The organism is Selenomonadales bacterium 4137-cl, assembly GCA_032334055.1.
Classification (GTDB): domain Bacteria; phylum Bacillota; class Negativicutes; order Sporomusales; family UBA7701; genus Anaeroselena; species Anaeroselena agilis.
Genome location: JAUOZS010000001.1, coordinates 3,469,731 through 3,487,769, shown reverse-complemented (window position 1 = coordinate 3,487,769; position 18,039 = coordinate 3,469,731). Strand labels below are relative to the sequence as shown.

Below are 18,039 nucleotides of genomic sequence, written 5' to 3'. Positions count from 1 at the left end.
TGAAACATGAATCACTATTCATATTTGCCGCAAAAAAAATATATAATTTCGCTCGATAAGAAATTATATGAATAGTGAGTCAGTTTTCATATTAAATGTATCACGGGATGATGACGGGTGTCAACGATTTTTCAAAACGTTGCGACAATTGGTTGCCTGACAGGCCGGGCAGGCATAATATCCGGCGGACCGTCGCCGGATATTATGGAGGGGCGGGCATCGCGACCGGCAAGGCCAAATACGCTGTCCCGGTTTTGGCGATGGCGGTTTATAGGCGCGGGGCTGCCGCCGACAGGGTGGCAGCGGCCCTTATCCAATATTTTACATATAATTAACAGGCGGTTAACAATCAAGGAATTTATTCCCGCTACAATAGAGTTAGCAGATGAATACCAGGAGGGATAAAATGAGTAATCCGTTTGACAAGATGAATCTCGACTGTAACCGCCGCGACTTTATCAGGATGTCGGCAGGGGCCGCGGCCGCGCTGGCGTTTGCCTCTTTGCCGCAACCCGCCGCGGCGAAAGCGCCGGCGCTGAAGGCCAAGAAGCTGCCGCTACCGGAGTGCCTGGCTATGAAGCCGGTCGCTATGGCGGAGCGATCCTCCCACGTTAAGGCCGCCTACGATTTTCTGGTAACGACTGCCCGGGAAATACAGGACGAGACCATCCGCCGCACGACACTGGAAATATTGAAGAATCCCGCGCCCCGTCTGATGGAACTGTATCCGGGCGATGCCGAAAAGGATAACGCGAAAAGGCGCCTGGTGGCTGCCGGGTACCTTAAAGACGGCGCCGCCTACGACGAGTTTTTGCCGCCCTGCAAGAGCCCAAACCAAGCAGTAATCCCGTTTTATGCCGCTCCCGGCAGCGGCTACGCCAGTCATCATTCCTACCCCGGCGGGCTGGCCACGCACGTGGCGGTCAACGTAAAGGCTGCGCTAGGTTTTTACAACGCGTACAAGGATGTATACGGTTATCAGGTGAGCCGCGATATCGTCGTCGCCGCGCAGACGCTACACGACCTGCATAAGCCGTGGGTTTTCCAGTGGCAGGAAAGCGGTGCGTCCCGTACCGAGTACCCGATCGCCGGTACGGGCGCCCACCACGTTCTCACCATCGCCGAGCTCATCCACCGCGAAATGCCGGCCGAGCTTGTCGTGGCGATGGCCTGCGCCCATAATCATCCGGGGTCGGCCAACGATGAGCGCGATGTGGTCAATTGGCTTTCCGCGGCGGCTATTCTCGCCGATAAAGACCCTGTAGCGCTCGGCCTCCTGGCCGCCGACGGCAAAACCCTTCCCCTGCCTCGCCGCGTCGAAGGGTTTATCACTCATCTGGGAGACCATGACTGGGTATTGTCTGTCCCGTCTGCGAAGTGGACGATCGCCAAGGTGGGCGAAATTGCCAAGCGGGAGTACGGCATGACTGATGCCGACCTGCAAACCGCGAAGTTTTTCGCGTTCCGCAACTATGTGTTTTCCCAGGCGACTCTCGAACAGCTGTACCTGATTTGGACAACCGAGGACGAGGGTGCGCTGGTGGAGGCTGTCAAGTCGGTGGTCGCCTAGTAAGCGACCGCGAAGAAAAGAAAGATAATTGGAGGCTAAAGCTGTGAAAAGAAAAGCTGCCGTTTGGCTCATGCTAGCCGCGTTGCTTATTCCCTTATTCCCGGCCGGTGCGCTTGCCAAGGCGCCGGTGAAAAACGTCATTATCGTGATGCCGGACGGCATGAGCGCCACTCATGCCACGGTCGCCCGCTGGTATAACGGCGGGAAGGCGCTGGTCTCCGACGAGATGATCTGCGGCGCGATCCGCACTTACAGCGCGGAAAGTCTTATATCCGATTCGGCGCCGGCGTCGACTGCCTTTGCCACCGGCCATAAGTCAAATTCCAAGTTCATTGGTATTCTGCCGGCGAAAACTACGATGCCCGGGGTCGCCCCGGTCGCGGATGAGTTGAAGTACAAGCCGGGCGCCACCGTGCTGGAGGGGGCCAAACTGCAGGGTAAAGCGGTGGGCTTGGTCGCCACCTCCAACATCCAGCACGCCAGCCCCGCCGGCTATTCGGCCCATACCTTCAACCGCAACGATTATAACGATATCGCCGAGCAGCAGGTTTACCTCGATATCGACGTGGTGTTCGGCGGCGGCAAGCAGTATCTTCTTCCCGTGGCGCAGGGCGGGAAACGCACCGACGGCGAGAATCTCGTCGCCGTGTTGAAGGACCGCGGCTACCGGTTCGTGGAAGACCGCGGGCAGATGGCGTCAGTAAAGAGCGGCAAGGTCTGGGGCATGTTCGCCATGGACGATATGGCCTACGAGTTCGACCGCCCGACCTTCCGCCCCGAGGAGCCAAGCCTGGCGGAGATGACCGGGAAGGCGATCGAGCTGCTTTCCCAGAACAAGAACGGTTTCTTCCTGTTCGTTGAAGCCAGCAAGGTGGACTGGGCGTCCCATGCCAACGACCCCATCGGTGTAATCAGCGACGTGCTGGCGTTCGACGAAGCGATGAAGGTGGCGCTCGACTTCGCCAGGAAAGACGGGCAGACGCTGGTGCTGGGCTTTACCGACCACGGCAACGGCGGCATGTCGATCGGCAACAAGACGACCGACGCCACTTACGACAAGCTGCCTTTCGAGGCGCTGATCGCCCCGCTTAAAAAAGCGACGCTTACCGGCGAGGGGATCGAGAAGGTGCTGGATGGCGATCTTTCCGAGAGCAATATCCGGTTTGTCATGAGCAATTACTACGGCGTCGATGACCTGACTGCCGGGGAAGTGACGGCAATCCAGAAAGCCAAGAAAGGCAGCATGAATTATGCGGTCGGGCCGGTGATTTCCCGCCGGTCGGTGATCGGCTGGACCACCAACGGCCATACCGGCGAGGATGTGTTCCTGTACGCTTACGGCCCCAACAGACCGACCGGCCTCATCCAGAATACCGACCTCGCATTGGCGCAGGCGGGAGCTTTGGGCCTCGACCTGGATGCCGTCGACGGCAAGTTGTTCGTCGAGGCCGACAAGGCATTTGCCGCCATCGGCGCGACTGTGAGGCTGGATAAAGCTGATGCCGCCAATCCGGTGCTGGTGGTGGAAAAGGGAATGAAGCGAGTCGAGCTGCCGATCAGTAAGGATATCGTCAGGGCCGGCGGCACGAGTTGCGAAATGCACGGACTGACTGTGCTGGCCGCTAAGACGGGCAAGGTGTACGTGCCCCGGCAGGCGGTCGAGCTGGCCGTGGCCGCGGGGCTGTAACCCCAGGCTTTACGGAAGGGGCTGTCGCAAAAACAGGGCAGCCCCTTTGACGTTGACAAACGGGCTGCCCGGAGAAGAAGGAAGGGCCGACCGGGACCGGCCGACCCTTTTGCGTAAGCGGCTTTTGTTCTGGAAGTGTATTATACTTTAAACCTGCTGACGGCGTTGGTTAGTTCTTCGGCCATCCGGGCTAGCGCTTGGCTGGAGGAGGCGATTTCCTCCATTGTGGCGGGGATTATATGGAGAAACGCGACAAATTTGTATTGGGGTGGAAACAGGCGCGCGCAGCGGGGCTAGCGGGGAGGGAAGACTGCTGTCAGAAATTCCTCCCAGCCGACGCGGCCGATGGTGTCGCCGAGGCGTTCTTTGTCTTTGCCGTGGTCGCGGTAGAAGGCGAGGATGGACCGGACGAGGGGGGCGATTTGGCCGGCGGGTACGCCTTCGGCCGCTACCCGGGCGATTTTGGCGCTGCGGCCGGCGTTGCCGCCGACGGCGACGGTGAAGCCTTCGGCGGTGCCGTACAGGCCGATGTCTTTGACCATCACTTCGGCGCAGCAGTTGGGGCAGCCGCTGATGCCCAGGCGAAGTTTGCCGGGGGTGGGCTGGCCGAAGAATTCGGCGTCGAGGGCGAGGCCGAGGGCGGTGCTGTCCTGTCGGGCCATGGGGCAATGGGGTTTGCCGGGGCAGACGGCAACGCCCCTCACCGCTTTGGCGATGAACGATTCGGGCTTGGCGCCGAGCTCGGCGAGGGCTTTTTCGCCGTCGGCGACGCTGAGGCCGAGGATGACGATGCCGCCGCCGGTGATCTTAAGGCTGCCGCCGTATTTTTCGGCGATGGCGGCGATTTGCCTGAGCTGGTCCGGGGTGGTAAGCCCGGCGGGGATATGGGGGGTGACGGGGAATTTTACGCGTTTGTTGATGAAGGGGATGTTGGCGATGGGTAACGTCATGGTGCTCCTCCTTCGATTGTGAAAATAGAATTAAGCAGGGGGACTGTCGGCAGCAGGTAATGAGTTGGCGCTATTGTATCAAGTATAGTAAAAATAATACTGTGAGAAAGTGATTTAGGTCACTTTATCGAGCCCCGCCGTCCTTGGCGCCGGGCATTTTTTCATGCATTTGTTGGGAAATCGATGTGCGGTGAAGGTATTGGCGCGTGCGGGTCAAATACTACCGGTATCAGGGAACGCGACCCGGGAACGGTTTTTGCGGAATTTGACGGTCTCAGGCCTGGGGAGGGGGGGTATACTTGGCGAAGCATAGCGAGATCATGAAACAGGTATTCGCGCATATGTGGGGATTGGTGGTCGTTGATCATTTATCCCGCATCGTTTTCTTCGAGGAGAAGTACGCGCGGTCGAGGGGGTTGGACCCTGAGGCCGTTATTGGGCGTAACGTGAAGGATGTCGTGCCGACCAGCAAACTGCCCCTGGTGGTTGAAACAGGCAAGCCGATATTGGGAGATGTGTTCTATCACCAGGGAAAGCCGCTGATATGCAATAGGATGCCGCTGATGAAGGACGGGGTCTTGATCGGCGCGATGTCTTTCCAGGTATTCGAGGTGGCGGAGAAGCTGTTTGAATCGATAAAGGAGCTGCAAAGCCAGCTTGACTATTACAAGCAGAAGGTCAAGAAATACTCCGGGGTGCGGTATTCGTTGGCGGATATTATCGGTTCCAGCAGCGCGGCGGGGGAGATCCGCGCGGCGATCCTCAAGGCGGCGTCGGTGAATTCAACGGTGCTGATCCAGGGGGAAACGGGCACCGGCAAGGAGTTGGTGGCCCATGCCCTGCACCAGGAAAGCCGGCGGGCCCATTATCCCTTCGTTAAGCTCAATTGCGCGGCCATTCCGCAGGAGCTTGTCGAGTCGGAGCTGTTCGGTTATGAGGAGGGTGCTTTTACCGGGGCGCGAAAGTCCGGGAAAAAGGGCAAATTCGAGCAGGCCAACAAAGGAACGTTGTTTTTGGACGAGATAAGCCAGTTGTCACCGGCGGCTCAGGCGAAGTTGTTGCGGGTGCTGCAGGAGAAGGAAATCGAGCGGGTGGGCGGCTCCGACTCCATCCCCGTCAATGTCCGGATCGTGGCGGCTACCAACGACAGTCTGGAAGATTTGGTCGCGCGGGGGGCTTTTCGCTCGGACCTCTTTTTCCGGTTGAACGTTATTCCGATCAAACTGCCGCCGTTGCGCGAGCGGCGAGCGGATATACCGCTGTTCGTGGAAAAGTTCGCGGAATTATACGGGGATCAGGCGGGACTGGGGACGGTGTCTGTGGCCCCGGAGGCTCTGGGGCTGATAATGAAATACGAATGGCCGGGAAATATCCGCGAGCTGGAGCATGCCGTCGAGAGAGCGGTGAACCAATGCAACAGTAATGTTCTTGAAGCCAAGCACTTCGAGTGGCTGGTGCCGAAGATCGAGAACAGGGGGCAGTTGACCGCCGGACGCGGCATCCAGGAAGCCAAGGCGGCCACCGAGAAGGAAATGATCTTAGACGCCCTGCGGACTACTCAGGGAAATAAAAAGAAGGCGGCCGAGCTGCTGGATATCGCCAGACCGCTGCTTTATCAAAAAATGCGCCGCCTGGGTATAAGCTGACGAGAAAAATAGTGTAAGCAAAAAGAGACAGTGTAAGTAATTACTTACACTGTCTCTTTTTGCTTGATTGTTGGGAATGGCGGCAACTTTTTTAATATTCGCAAAGATTTGTGTTGCTTTTCGCTTACACTTTTGACGGCTAATTGCGGCGTCGTTTGTAGACTGGTTAATGCCAGGATCAGCACTACCCACGGCTCGATCAGATGGGCTCGGAGGCTTGCGGCGTCAGGCCTGGCGGAAAAAGGCGCGGGTCCAGGCAGGGTGGAACGAGTGGATGGACTTTACATAAAAACAGTGTGGCATGCTTCTTGCTCTATATAGTTACACGCAAATCAGTTGAAGCAGGTCGCCAAACCATGGGTACTGACGACACTTCGCGGATAAGCAGCACAAAAATACGGATGGAGGGATCCAAGATGGCGACAACCCAGAAAATTATTATCACCGCGGCGGTCACGGGGGCGACCCATACGCCGAGCCTGAGCCCCTACTTCCCGGCTACGCCGGAACAGATCATCGCTGATGCCGTTAAAGCCCATGAGGCCGGCGCCGCGGTGGTCCACATCCATGCCCGGAATCCCGAGGATTGCAAGCCGACTTCCGATTTGGGGATTATGAAACACATCGTTTCTTCGATCAAGCAGCAGTGCAATGCGGTTGTGTGCGTAACTACCGGCGGGGCGGTATGGATGTCCAAGGAGGAGCGTCTTGCTCCGGCGGTGGAGCTCAAGCCGGAACTGGCGTCCTGTAACGCCGGATCGGTCAACTTTGTATTCGCCGATCTCGCTTCCAAGCTCAAAAATCCGAAGTACGACTGGGAGATCCCTCATCTGAAAGGCACGTACGACCTGATTTTTTCGAATACCTTCGCCGGCATGGAGTATTACATCGAGACCATGAACAAATACGATATCCGGCCGGAGTTCGAGGTCTACGACGTGGGCATGGTCAACAACATCGCCTATTTTTACAAGAAGGGGATCGTGAAAAAGCCGATTTACCTCCAGTTCGTGATGGGCATTCTCGGCGGCATTCCGGCAACGGTGGAGAATTTGGCGTATCTCGTCAAGACGGCCCGGGAGCAGATCGGCGATTTTGTCTGGTCGTGCGCGGCCGCCGGCAAGGCTCAGTTCCCGCTGGTGACCGCGGCGCTGGCCATGGGCGGCAATGCCCGGGTCGGCCTGGAGGACAATGTTTATCTGCGGCCCGGGGTGCTCGCGAAGTCCAGCGCCGAGCAGGTCGTTCAGCTCAAGGAGATCGCCGAGCGGCTGGGGCTGGAGACGGCGACCGCCGACGAGGCGCGGGCGATGCTATCTCTTAAGGGGCTTGACAAGGTAAATTATTAACTGCTACAGGGGGACTTATTGTGCGCACGGCTATTTTGGGGGCAGGGGCGCTCGGCATCATCATCGGCGCGCTCATGACCAGGAACGGCAAACAGGTCGATCTGATCGACTCATTCAAAGCTAATGTGGACGCGTTGAACGCCGACGGCGCCACGGTCACCGGCAATCTCAGCCTGCATCAGGCGGTAAGGGCTCTTACCCCGGAGCAGATGACCGGGACGTACGATCTGGTGTTGGTGCTGACGAAGCAAACGGCCAATGAAACCGCTTTACCCAAGCTGCTCCCTTTTCTTCATAAGGACAGCATCGTATGCACGTTGCAAAACGGCGTTCCCGAGGAATCGGTGGCGACTTACGTGGGTAAGGAACGGACGATCGGCGGCGCGGTGGGCTTCGGCGCCACCTGGCTGAGGCCGGGCGTGTCCGAGCTGACCTCGACGATGGAGGCGGTCGAGAAATATGCCTTCGAGATCGGCGAAATAGACGGCGTTTTGCGCCCGCGCCTGGAAAAGGTAAGGGATGTCCTCGGCGCGGCCGGCGGGACGACTATCCTGACCAACCTGATGGGTATCCGCTATACCAAATTGCTGATGAACGCGACTTTCAGCGGCATGTCGGCGGCGCTCAACGGCACGTTCAGCGAGGTGTTGGCCAACCCGACGGCGATGGTCTGCGTGGCGCATATCGCCGATGAGGTTATAAAGGTGTGCCGGGGGCTAGGCTATAAAATGGTCGAGATGCAGGGGGTCGATTTCGGTTTCCTGGAGCTTGGGAGCAAGGCCGACATCCCGTCTAAGATGGAGTTTTACAAAAAGGTGTGGGGACGCCACAATAATAAAGCCAGCATGCTGCAGGACCTGGAAAAGGGCCAAAAGACCGAGATCGATTATATCAACGGCGTCGTGTGCCGCGGCGGGAGCAAATGCGGTATTCCCACGCCGTTTAACGACAAGGTGGTGGAACTGGTGAAAGAAGCCGAGGCGAGGAAGGGGGTAAACGATTTTAGCTATCTCGCCAGATTCGAGGACATTATCGCCGCGGCGAAATAACCTGGGCTCCGGAGGGGAACGCGCAAAAACGGGGAGGTGAAATCAGTGGCCATAGCGTTTATGTTTTGGGGATGCAGTATTTTGTTCGTTTTAGTCGTCGCTCTGATTCTTTGCATGAAGATCGAGGCGTCCGGCGTCAAACGGTGGGGAGCGACAGGTAGTTTGTTCAGTTATGAAAAAAAGGAGGCGCAATAAATGGACATATCTTACATCATAGTTTTCGGCCTATATGTTGTCTTTCTGGGCTGGACGGCCTGGCAGAGCTCCAAGCAAGTTGAGAGCCTGTCGGACTTCACGACCGGCGGCCACCGGATGGGCCTGTTCATCGGCGTGGGCACCTCTGTCGCCACCTGGGTAAGCGTCGCGTCCGTCATGGGCGTTCCCGGATTTTTATACCGCACCGGCGTGGCGGCGATCATCGGCTGGGTGGCCGGCTGGTTCCTGGCGACGGCGATCATGCCCTTCCTCGCCTATAAGGTCCGGCGGCCGGATATACCGGCGCGGACTTTCCCGGAGTTTATCCGCATGCGCTATGAGCCTTTCCAGAAGGTCAGCAGTCTGCAAATTATCGTGGCCGTTCTCATGTTCATCGGTTATTTCATTTTCTCCCATCTGCAGGTGGTCGGTTTTGGCATCGTTTTCAATACTATCACCGGGATTCCTTACGAATGGGCAATTTTCGGCTTCCTGGTATTCCTGCTTATGACCTGCACCGGCGGCTTCTGGTCGGTGGCGGCGACCGATACCGTCAACGCCATCCTGATCCTCGTCGGCCTGGCGTTCGGTCTGGGCGCCGTCCTGTCGGCGACAGGCGGCATCGGCAATATTCTCGACGCAGTGGCCGTGACTACCGCTCCTGTCAACGTAGGCGGACCGCCGATCAAGGCGGGGATCATGCTTTCTCCCGAGGGCAGCTTCGGTTGGGGTGCGCTGATGGCGATTTTTATGGCCAATGCCCTGGGAGCTGCGGTGGCTCCGCACTGGATCGCCCGTTTCATGGCCCCGAAAAACGCCAAGGCGGCCGTGTTGCAGATGATGTGGACGGTAATCGCGCTTATCCCCATTTTTATCTGCCTGATAATCATCGGCCTGGGGGCCAAAGCCTTGCTGCCCAGCCTGCCGGTCGGCAAGACCACCGACTACATCATGCCGCTCATCGTCCAGAAGTACGCTCCCCCGTTCGTGGGCGCGATGACTTTGATCGCCATCATGGCAGCGTCGGTTTCCACGGCGAACTCGATGCTGCTCCACTGCGGGACATCCATCTATTACGACATATATCGCGCCCTCTTCCCCAACCGCGAAATGAACGAAGCCAAAGCGACGAAACATCTGCGGGTCTCGGTGTTCCTGCTCGGCGTTCTGGCGGTCCTCAGCGCCATAAAGCCGCCGATGCTTCTGGCCATGGGCTTCACCTATGTGTATGGCGCTTTCGGCGCGGCGTTCATGTGGCCGGTGTGGTTCGGGCTCTTCTGGAAGAGGATGAACAGGGCCGGAGCCTATGCCGGGGTGTTCGTCGGCGCGGGCACTTATGTTATCGCCAAGATAATGGGGGCTACCAACCCGTTTGCCGTCGGGGCTGTAGTGTCGCTGGCCGCGGTGCTGGTAACCGTATTTATGACGGAGGCTCCGCCCAAGGAGGCGTACGAGGCGTATTTCGAGGCCGACGTGAGCCCGTCTACGCGCGCGGTCGCCCTGCGCATCCGCCAGGAGTCCGATGAAGCGGCTCATGAAAAGGTATCGCTTACCGCCAAACCGGCGGCAAAATAACAACAAGGGGACGAGTTCTATGCGAGCCGCAATTATTGGGGCGGGTTCTCTGGGCACCATCATCGGCGCCCTGATGAATCATAAGGGAAAAAGCGTCGACCTGATCGACGTCAGTGTGGAGAACGTGGCGGCGCTTAACGCCGCGGGGGCGACGATCACCGGCTTTATGGAGCTGAATGTGCCGGTGCGGGCGTACACTCCCGAGCAAATGACCGGAAAGTACGATCTGGTGTTTTTGCTCAACAAGCAGACGGCCAATTCTGTGGTGTTAAAAAATCTGCTGCCGTTTTTGCATGAGGAAAGCATCGTTTGCACGCTGCAGAACGGTATTCCCGAAGAAAGTGTGGCCGCGGTCGTAGGCCGGGAGAGGACTATCGGGGGCGCGGTGGGTTTTGGCGCAACCTGGCTGAAACCGGGCGTTTCGATGCTGACTACCACCCAGGAAGCGGTCCGGAAATTCGCCTTTGAAATCGGTGAACTGGACGGCGTCGTCCGCCCCCGCCTGACGGCGGTGCAAGAGTACCTGCAGTGCGTGGGCAATACGGAAATCCTGACGAATCTGATGGGCATCCGCTGGGCCAAGGTGCTGATGAACGCCACTTTCAGCGGCATGTCGGCCGCGCTGGGGTGCACCTTCGGGGATGTGCTGGCCGATGCCAAGGCGATGACCTGCGTGGCGTTCATCGCCGACGAGTGCATCAAGGTCAGTCATGCGCAGGGAGTGCGGCTGGCAAGAATGCAGGGGGAGGATATGGAATCTTTCGAGTTTCATGACCCCGGCGAAATACCCGCGAAAATGCCTCTTTACAAAAAGATCTGGGGGCAGCATGTCAAGCTGAAGGCCAGCATGCTGCAGGATCTCGAAAAGGGCCGCGACTGCGAGATCGACTATATAAACGGCATTATCTGCCGCAAGGGGCGGGAAAGTGGTGTCCCGACCCCCTTCAACGACAAAGTCGTGGAGTTGGTTACCGAGGCCCAAAACAGAAGAGGGGTAAACGATTTCAGTTACTTGAGCCGTTTCGACGCGCTGCTGGCGCAATACGCGGCGGGAGTCAGAGTTACCCTGTAAGAAGCGGAGGAGCCGGAGGAATCCGGCTTCTCCGGTTATAAAAGAGCAGGAGGACAAGATGGACAAGGTCCGCACACTCGATAAGGCTCTCGACGCGGTCGAGGCCGGCATGACCGTAATGATCGGCGGGTTTCTCGCCGTGGGGACGCCGGAGAAGTTAATAGACGGGTTGTTGCAACGAGGCACGGACCGGCTTGCCGTGATCGCCAACGATACCGCGACGCCGGACAGGGGAATCGGCAAGCTTGTCGTGAATGACCGGCTGAGGAGGGTCATCGTTTCCCATATCGGCACCAACCCCGAGACCGGCCGGCGGATGAACAACGGCGAACTGGATGTCGAGCTCGTGCCCCAGGGAACGTTGGCCGAGAGGATTCGCGCCGGCGGCGCCGGCCTTGGGGGCGTACTCACCCCCACGGGCCTCGGGACGATGGTCGCCGACGGGAAAGAAGTGATACAAGTCGATGGCAAGGAGTATCTGCTGGAAAAGCCGCTGAAGGCCGATGTCGCGCTACTGAAGGCGTACATGGCGGATACCGCCGGGAATCTGGTGTTTCGCCGTTCGGCCCGCAACTTCAATCCGCTGATGGCGACGGCAGCCGGGGTGGTTATCGTGGAGGCCGAACTGATCGTCCAGGCAGGGCAATTGGACCCGGACGAGGTAATGACGCCGGGAATATTCGTAGACTGGATCGTTCAGGGGTAGGGGGGGGCAATGTGATGGATGCCAAAACTGTGATCGCAAAAAGGGTAGCTCAGGAGTTCAGGGATGGCTATGTAATTAATCTCGGTATCGGAATTCCTACTTTGGCGGCCGATTTTTTGCCGGCCGGCGTGGAGGTTATCCTTCAGTCTGAGAATGGCTTCATCGGGCTGTCGCCCTTGCAGGGACGGGTCGATGAGGATCTGACGAATGCGGGCGGGAAGCCGGTGTCGATCGCCGCCGGCGGCGCCGTGTTCGATAGCGCGATGTCGTTCGCGATCATCCGCGGCGGACATGTGGATGTGACCGTTCTCGGGGCGCTGGAGGTCGACCAGGAGGGAAACTTGGCCAACTGGATGGTGCCGGGGAAAATGGTGCCTGGCATGGGCGGGGCGATGGACCTCGTGTCGGGGGCCAGGAAGGTGATTGTCGCCATGGAGCACACCAGCAAAGACGGAGAACCGAAGATATTGAAGAAGTGCTCGCTCCCGCTGACCGGGAGAAAGGTCGTCGATCTCATTGTGACCAATCTGTGCGTATTCGAAGTGACCTCGCGCGGGCTTGTGCTGAAAGAAACATATCCCGGGGTAACAGTGGAAGAAATAAGAGCGAAAACTGCCGCTGAGTTTGCGTGTTCTTGCTGAGACCCTGGTGGGGGTGAAACGAATGAGCGCCGGGACGAATCAAAGCGTTTTCGAGGAGTTCTTCCGTGTTCTGCCTGTCGTCAGGGAACTTATTCGCGGTGACGTCACTATGGCGGTGTGCGACAGGGAAAAGTACCTTTTTAGTTTGGTCAACCCTAAAATCGACACCGGGGTAAAAGTCGGCATGGCATTAATACCAGGTACGGCGATTGTCAGGGCAATGGATGAAAAAGCGGTTGTCCATATGCGGGGCGGCAAGGAGAAATTCGGTGTTCCCTATATTGGGGCGGCGATCCCGATTTTCGCTGCGGGGAACGAGGTAATCGGCGCGGTGGCCTTTGTCGAGTCGGTGGATCTCTACGACGCTGTGAACGAGATGGCGGCGTCGCTGACCGATGCGATCGGCACTATTGCCAGCACCACCGAGGAAGTAGCCGCGCAGACTGAGGAAGTGGCCGCGGCCTGCAAGTCCCTGACCCACCTGGTGCAAAGCTCCGGTGTGAGGGTTCAGGAGACCAGGCAGGTTTTGGATATGATCAAGACCGTCGCCGGACAGACAAATCTTCTCGGCCTAAACGCCGCCATCGAAGCCGCCAGAGTGGGCGAGCATGGACGGGGGTTTGCGGTGGTGGCGGATGAGATAAGGAAGCTTGCCGACAATTCGGCCTGTTCGGTGAGTAAAATCGCCGCAATTATAAAAAGTGTTCAGAATGATAGCGAGGTTAATCAAGGGGAGCTTGGCCGCATCGAAGAGATGGTTTCCCAGATTGCCCAAGCGATCGGTGATGTGGCGCAATCGGTTCAGTCCATCGGCGCTATGGCGTCGAAGCTTGACTCGGCGGCGGAAAGCCTGAACAGGAAAGTTTGAACCCGGGAAGCTGGGCCGGGAGTAAATGGCGAACTGATCGGGGTGGCTGACGGAATGGGTGATTGGCGATAAAGCGCTACAAAGTGAACGGTCATTGTTGCCGCGCAGGCGCAGCGGGCCCCTTACGCAGGGGGCCCGCTGCGTCTGCATAGAGCGTGCTCCGGAAGCAAAAACTATTGACAGAAGGAGGGATGCTCAGATGTTTATGCATAATAAGGAATTGCTGCAGCCTGTCAAGGTGGAAAGGCCCAATCCGACGTATGCGGCGATGCTGACCGAGCAGCTCGGCGGCCCCCAGGGCGAGATGAAGGCGGCGATGCAGTATATGGCGCAGAGCTTCCGCATCAAGGACCCGGCAATCAAGGATCTGTTCATGGATATCGCCGCCGAGGAGCTGAGCCATATGGAGATGGTGGCTACGACGGTCAATCTGCTGAACGGGCATGACGTGGACGCGCCGGCGGTGGCTGCGGGCCATATCGAGAGTCATGTGCTGATGGGGCTTAACCCGGCGCTGTCTAATGCTTCGGGCTACTTATGGACCGCGGCTTATGTCAATGTCACCGGCGACCTTCCCGCCGACCTGTTGTCGAATATCGCCTCCGAGCAGCGGGCCAAGGTGGTGTACGAATATCTCCACCGCCAGATTGAGGATAAGTATGTCCGGCAGACGATCGATTTTCTCCTTAACCGCGAGGAGGCCCATAACACGCTTTTCCGGCAGGCTTTTAACCGGGTGCAGGGGACGAGTTCGACCCAGGACTGGGGGGTGGATGAAAACGCCCGGCTGTATTTTGACTTGTCGACGCCGGGGAAGTATTTCGATATCAAGGACCCCCAGCCGCCCGTGTTCCGGACGCCCGACCCCGGAGCCAGGCAGCCCCAATAAGCATAGCCGGGAAAAACCGCCGTCAGGCGGTTTTTTCGGTGGATAAGCGGTGGGAGGGGAGGAGAACGCCATCGCCCGCCAACGTCGGACGAGCGGGATACGGCAGTTGATCGGCGGGGTAGGCGCTTGGCATTAGGCGGGATGGGTATGCCAATCGCGGAAACGGCGGGAGCATGCTCCTGCCCAGGAATGGTACCAGCCGTGTATGCCCCCGGAGCGGCGGATCGCCATGGCATTGCAGGCGGTTCAAGCGGCGGGGCGTTGATAGGGCAGCCGAATATCCGGCTGCTTTTTTAGTGCTGGAACCGGCGTCGGGGCGACGGCAAAATAGACTTGACTTTTGATCACGGGCTTAGTAATATTTGAATGGAAACGTAAAATGTTCAAAAAAGAAGGGGTTAAGTGAACGGGCGACGCGAGGAAATTCTTAATATATTTGAAAATTTGGCCGCGAGATTCGGACTCAGCAGGACGACGATCAAGGATATCGCCAGGGAAGCGGGGGTAAGCGTCGGCACGATCTATAACGAGTTTTCCGACAAGGAGGCACTGATTGACGCTTTCTGGCAAAGGGCGGTGGAGCACTGCATCCGGCGGCTCGACGGTCTGGCCGCACAGGACTTGCCGCCGGAAGCACTTTTGCGGCAATTGATTTTGGGGCATATCAAAGGATACAATGAGGAACTCCGGAATAACCGGGGTGTTTATGAACTGATGATGGAAAGCGCCATAAGCTATATCGGCAAGAAGGTGCTCGGTCACCGTCAGGTTATCCAGCGAGAACTTGCGGGCAGGGTGGAGAATGTGCTGCTGGCGGGGATACGGTGCGGCGCTTTCGAGGTGGCGGGCGATACTGCGACAACCGCGTTGCGGTTTGTGGAGGCGTTTACCGAGTATACCGCGCCGCCGCTGGTAGTGGCGCGCGAAGCTGAAGATGTGATAAGGGACGCGGCGTCGATGTTTTCTTTTGTTGTCAGAGCGCTGAGGAGGGGCGCCAGAGCGGGGGGTAATGAGAATACGGCGGGAGTGTGCTGAGATGGCTGTAAGAAGAGTGGTGTCGCTGCTGCTGATGCTGGTGTTTGTCGGGGTGGCGGCAAGCGGGGTGATGATTCACCATTACGAACATCGGGACTTTGATTACATGGCGAATCCGGGGGGCCTGGAACCCCCGCAGCAGGCCGTTGGTTTCCTTTTGCGGCGGGGTCACGAGATAGCCGGCTATTTGATGATTATCCTCGCGTTTGGCCATTTGTTGGTCAACCGTCGGACGGCGTTGGCGCATTTCGGACTGACCGGGAAAGGCGGGACGGGACGATGCCGGTAAACAACGGTTTGTACGAAACGCGCGGCGACCGATGGTGGCGGGAGGATGCAGGCTTCGAGTTCGCCAGCCTCAGGTATTGTCTCAATCCGGTGCGCTACGGATTTTTCCGTCGGAAGGTACAGGAGGGAGGCCTTTCGGGGCGGAAGGTGCTGGATATCGGCTGCGGTGGAGGCTTTCTCGCCGAGGAGTTTGCCAGGGACGGTTTTGCGGTTACGGGTATCGACCCGGCGTCAGCCTCGGTGGCGGCGGCGCGCGAGCATGCCGCAGCAAACAGTGTCCTCATCGATTACCGGGTGGGACGGGGCGAGGAGTTGCCGTTTGCGGAAGAAAGCTTCGATATCGTGACCTGTTGCGATGTTCTCGAACATGTTGAAGATGCCGGAAGGGTGATTAGCGAAGCGGCGAGAACTCTCAGGAGCGGCGGCTTTTTTTTCTTTGAAACTGTCAACAGGACGCTGGCAAGCAAGCTGGTGATGATTAAGTTCTGGCAGGAGTGGAGCGGATTGTGTCCGGAGAACGCGCATGTATGGGAAAAATTCATCACTCCGGCCGAGCTTGCTGCTCTGATGGAAAAAAATAACCTGGCCGCTCGGGAGGTGCGCGGGCTTACGTCACGGCGCAAGTCGGCCATACTGTGGAAGCTGCCGGCGATAAAGAGCGGCAGGTTGGGTGGACGGGAACTGGCGGAAGTTTTTGCGCTGGCTGAAGGAGACGATGTGAGCGTGTCTTATATGGGTTATGCGATAAAGTCCAAGTAAAAACTGCCGGCAATGTTTGCCGGCAGTTTTAATGCATTCTGGCTCAGTCTTTATCAACGGTGCCTCTATATTCGCGGCCGAGGGCGTCGGCGACGAGGATGGCGGCCACGACGTCGTCGGGGGTGACGGGGAAGGGTTCGTTGTGGATCGATTCCTTCGGGGCGGTGGCGGCTTGGGCGACCTGCAGGAGTTGGTCGCGGCCGATGTTTTCCATGCCGAGGTCTTTGAGGGTTGTCGGCAGGCCGACGCTGCGGCAGAAGCCCAGGACTTCGTCGAGTTCCTGGCGGGGGCGGTTTTCGAGGACGAGCTGGACGACGGTGCCGAAGGCGACCCATTCGCCGTGATACATCCGGCGGGCGCCGGGGATGACGGTGAAGCCGTCGTAGATGGCGTGGGCGGTTGCGACGCCGTTGCTTTCGAAACCGATGCCGCTCAGGAGGGTGTTGGCTTCGATAACGTTGTCGAGGGCTTTGGTGACTACTTTGCTCTGGACGGCCAGAACGGCGGGGAGGCCGTCGCTGAGCAGGGTCCGGTAGCATAGCTCGGCGAGGGCGTAGGAGGCGAGGGTGAAGGTGCCGCCGGCGAGGTTGCGCCGGTGGGCCTGGACGCAGGTGCGGGCCTCGAAGTAGGTGGCGAGGGCGTCGCCCATGCCGGCCACCAGCAGACGGACGGGGGCGTTGGCGATGATGCGGGTGTCGACGAGGACGAGGTTGGGGTTGCGCCGCGTTAGCAGCGCTTCCTGGAAGGCGCCGTCCTCGTTGTAAAATATGACGACCGAGCTGGTGGGGGCGTCGCAGGAGGCGACGGTGGGGACGATGACGACCGGGGTTTTTTCGTGGTAGGCGACGGCTTTGGCGGTGTCGATGGCTTTGCCGCCGCCGAGGCCGACGATGAGGTCGCTTTGGTGATTTTTGACGAGGGAGCGCAGGCGCTCGACTTCCTGTTTCGTGCATTCGCCGCCGAAGGGCTCGAAGACTGCCTGGATGCCGGCGTTTTTGAAGCTGTCGGCGATAATGTCTTGCAGGTCGTGAAGCCGTGCCCGGCTGCAGAGGACGAGAGCTGAACTTCCGAAGCTGGCGGCGTGTTTGCCGATGCGGGCCAGTTCGTTGTAGCCCTGGATGTATTTGCCTGGGGACGCAAATGCCTGAGCCATTTCTTGAAACCTCCCTGTTTCGCTCGATGATGCCGCTGGCGCCGGCGTTGGAAATCCCGGCGCCGGGACGATATATTGATAGTTCGTCGCCGGCGGGGAAACCCCTGCCGTGTGAACGTCCCGCTCCTGGTCGCGACGGGCGAGAGGGAAAGCAAGGTTTGCCACGAATATAGTAAAAAATAGCGAATTGTATGGTAAATCGGGCCGGATGGCACCGGGAACAAAAGGACAGGACACCGGCGGTGTCCTGTCGGGTTGCCCGGGATGAACGGAAAAGGGCGGGTCGGCGGTCAGCCGGCGTGTACCTCGCGGTCTTGGCATTCGGCGCGTTTGGCGTCGTTGAATTGGTCGACGGTGCTGAGGTAGCCGGTGATGCGGCGGACGCGGCGGATGGGCGATTTTTCGTGGCCGCGGATGATGATGCTTTCGCCGTCGAGGGTCAGCTCGATCGCGCCAAGGGTTTTGTTGCGCTGATGCCACAGCCTGATTTCGTCATGGACGAGGGTGACGATCTCCTCGTTGTTCAAGGCTGGGTCGGCGCTTACTCTTACTCCGTTTACCAACATGAAAAGCCCTCCTTTTTTGCTTATTATAGCAAATAATAATAATC

At 58.4% G+C, this 18,039-nt stretch carries 18 protein-coding genes; 15 read left to right on the top strand and 3 right to left on the bottom strand.

Annotated features, from left to right (window positions below):
* The first annotated feature begins 406 nt into the window (after positions 1 to 406).
* Entirely contained in the window at positions 407 to 1,570 is a 1,164-nt protein-coding gene (locus Q4T40_18180; GenBank protein MDT8903167.1) for a twin-arginine translocation signal domain-containing protein, read from the top strand.
* Positions 1,571 to 1,613: 43 nt separating this feature from the next.
* Positions 1,614 to 3,257 (top strand): alkaline phosphatase, encoded by a 1,644-nt coding sequence (locus Q4T40_18175; GenBank protein ID MDT8903166.1) that lies wholly within the window; start codon positions 1,614 to 1,616, stop codon positions 3,255 to 3,257.
* A 293-nt stretch (positions 3,258 to 3,550) separates the two neighbouring features.
* On the opposite strand, the gene Q4T40_18170 is transcribed toward Q4T40_18175, so the two are convergent.
* Complete coding sequence (locus Q4T40_18170) at positions 3,551 to 4,207, bottom strand: nitrite reductase (protein MDT8903165.1); 657 nt, start codon at positions 4,205 to 4,207, stop codon at positions 3,551 to 3,553.
* A 299-nt stretch (positions 4,208 to 4,506) separates the two neighbouring features.
* Here Q4T40_18170 and Q4T40_18165 point away from each other — a divergent pair, with 299 nt between their 5' ends.
* The 13 genes from Q4T40_18165 to ubiG all read left to right on the top strand — a co-directional run bounded on the left by Q4T40_18165 (position 4,507) and on the right by ubiG (position 16,276).
* Entirely contained in the window at positions 4,507 to 5,853 is a 1,347-nt protein-coding gene (locus Q4T40_18165) for a sigma 54-interacting transcriptional regulator (protein ID MDT8903164.1), read from the top strand.
* A gap of 416 nt (positions 5,854 to 6,269) precedes the next feature.
* Positions 6,270 to 7,199, top strand: coding sequence for a 3-keto-5-aminohexanoate cleavage protein (locus Q4T40_18160; protein MDT8903163.1), 930 nt, complete (start codon positions 6,270 to 6,272; stop codon positions 7,197 to 7,199).
* A 20-nt stretch (positions 7,200 to 7,219) separates the two neighbouring features.
* On the top strand, positions 7,220 to 8,248 hold the full coding sequence (locus tag Q4T40_18155; GenBank protein MDT8903162.1) for a ketopantoate reductase family protein: 1,029 nt from the start codon (positions 7,220 to 7,222) through the stop codon (positions 8,246 to 8,248).
* Between the two features lie 45 nt (positions 8,249 to 8,293).
* Positions 8,294 to 8,443 carry a hypothetical protein gene (locus Q4T40_18150; protein MDT8903161.1) on the top strand — a complete coding sequence of 50 codons (150 nt, stop codon included), beginning with the start codon at positions 8,294 to 8,296 and terminating at the stop codon, positions 8,441 to 8,443.
* Positions 8,444 to 10,018, top strand: a complete 1,575-nt coding sequence (locus Q4T40_18145) for a sodium:solute symporter family protein (GenBank protein MDT8903160.1) — start codon at positions 8,444 to 8,446, stop codon at positions 10,016 to 10,018. It abuts the gene before it with no gap.
* A 19-nt stretch (positions 10,019 to 10,037) separates the two neighbouring features.
* Positions 10,038 to 11,090 carry a ketopantoate reductase family protein gene (locus Q4T40_18140; GenBank protein MDT8903159.1) on the top strand — a complete coding sequence of 351 codons (1,053 nt, stop codon included), beginning with the start codon at positions 10,038 to 10,040 and terminating at the stop codon, positions 11,088 to 11,090.
* A 58-nt stretch (positions 11,091 to 11,148) separates the two neighbouring features.
* A complete protein-coding gene (locus Q4T40_18135; protein ID MDT8903158.1) occupies positions 11,149 to 11,796 on the top strand; it encodes a 3-oxoacid CoA-transferase subunit A in 648 nt (215 codons plus the stop codon).
* A gap of 14 nt (positions 11,797 to 11,810) precedes the next feature.
* Positions 11,811 to 12,437 carry a 3-oxoacid CoA-transferase subunit B gene (locus tag Q4T40_18130; protein ID MDT8903157.1) on the top strand — a complete coding sequence of 209 codons (627 nt, stop codon included), beginning with the start codon at positions 11,811 to 11,813 and terminating at the stop codon, positions 12,435 to 12,437.
* 22 nt (positions 12,438 to 12,459) lie between these two features.
* Complete coding sequence (locus Q4T40_18125) at positions 12,460 to 13,305, top strand: methyl-accepting chemotaxis protein (protein MDT8903156.1); 846 nt, start codon at positions 12,460 to 12,462, stop codon at positions 13,303 to 13,305.
* A 199-nt stretch (positions 13,306 to 13,504) separates the two neighbouring features.
* Positions 13,505 to 14,194 carry a manganese catalase family protein gene (locus tag Q4T40_18120; protein MDT8903155.1) on the top strand — a complete coding sequence of 230 codons (690 nt, stop codon included), beginning with the start codon at positions 13,505 to 13,507 and terminating at the stop codon, positions 14,192 to 14,194.
* A 402-nt stretch (positions 14,195 to 14,596) separates the two neighbouring features.
* Positions 14,597 to 15,229: a TetR/AcrR family transcriptional regulator gene (locus Q4T40_18115; GenBank protein ID MDT8903154.1), complete on the top strand. Its 633-nt coding sequence runs from the start codon at positions 14,597 to 14,599 to the stop codon at positions 15,227 to 15,229.
* Position 15,230: 1 nt separating this feature from the next.
* Complete coding sequence (locus Q4T40_18110) at positions 15,231 to 15,518, top strand: DUF4405 domain-containing protein (GenBank protein MDT8903153.1); 288 nt, start codon at positions 15,231 to 15,233, stop codon at positions 15,516 to 15,518.
* Positions 15,509 to 16,276 carry a bifunctional 2-polyprenyl-6-hydroxyphenol methylase/3-demethylubiquinol 3-O-methyltransferase UbiG gene (ubiG, locus tag Q4T40_18105; protein MDT8903152.1) on the top strand — a complete coding sequence of 256 codons (768 nt, stop codon included), beginning with the start codon at positions 15,509 to 15,511 and terminating at the stop codon, positions 16,274 to 16,276. Before Q4T40_18110 ends, ubiG begins: the two co-directional genes overlap by 10 nt.
* Positions 16,277 to 16,319: 43 nt before the next feature.
* Here ubiG and Q4T40_18100 read toward each other — a convergent pair whose 3' ends face one another.
* Both Q4T40_18100 and nrdD read right to left on the bottom strand, forming a co-directional pair.
* Entirely contained in the window at positions 16,320 to 17,429 is a 1,110-nt protein-coding gene (locus Q4T40_18100) for a glycerol dehydrogenase (GenBank protein MDT8903151.1), read from the bottom strand.
* A gap of 290 nt (positions 17,430 to 17,719) precedes the next feature.
* A complete protein-coding gene (gene nrdD / locus Q4T40_18095) occupies positions 17,720 to 17,995 on the bottom strand; it encodes an anaerobic ribonucleoside-triphosphate reductase (GenBank protein ID MDT8903150.1) in 276 nt (91 codons plus the stop codon).
* Between the last annotated feature and the right edge of the window lie 44 nt (positions 17,996 to 18,039).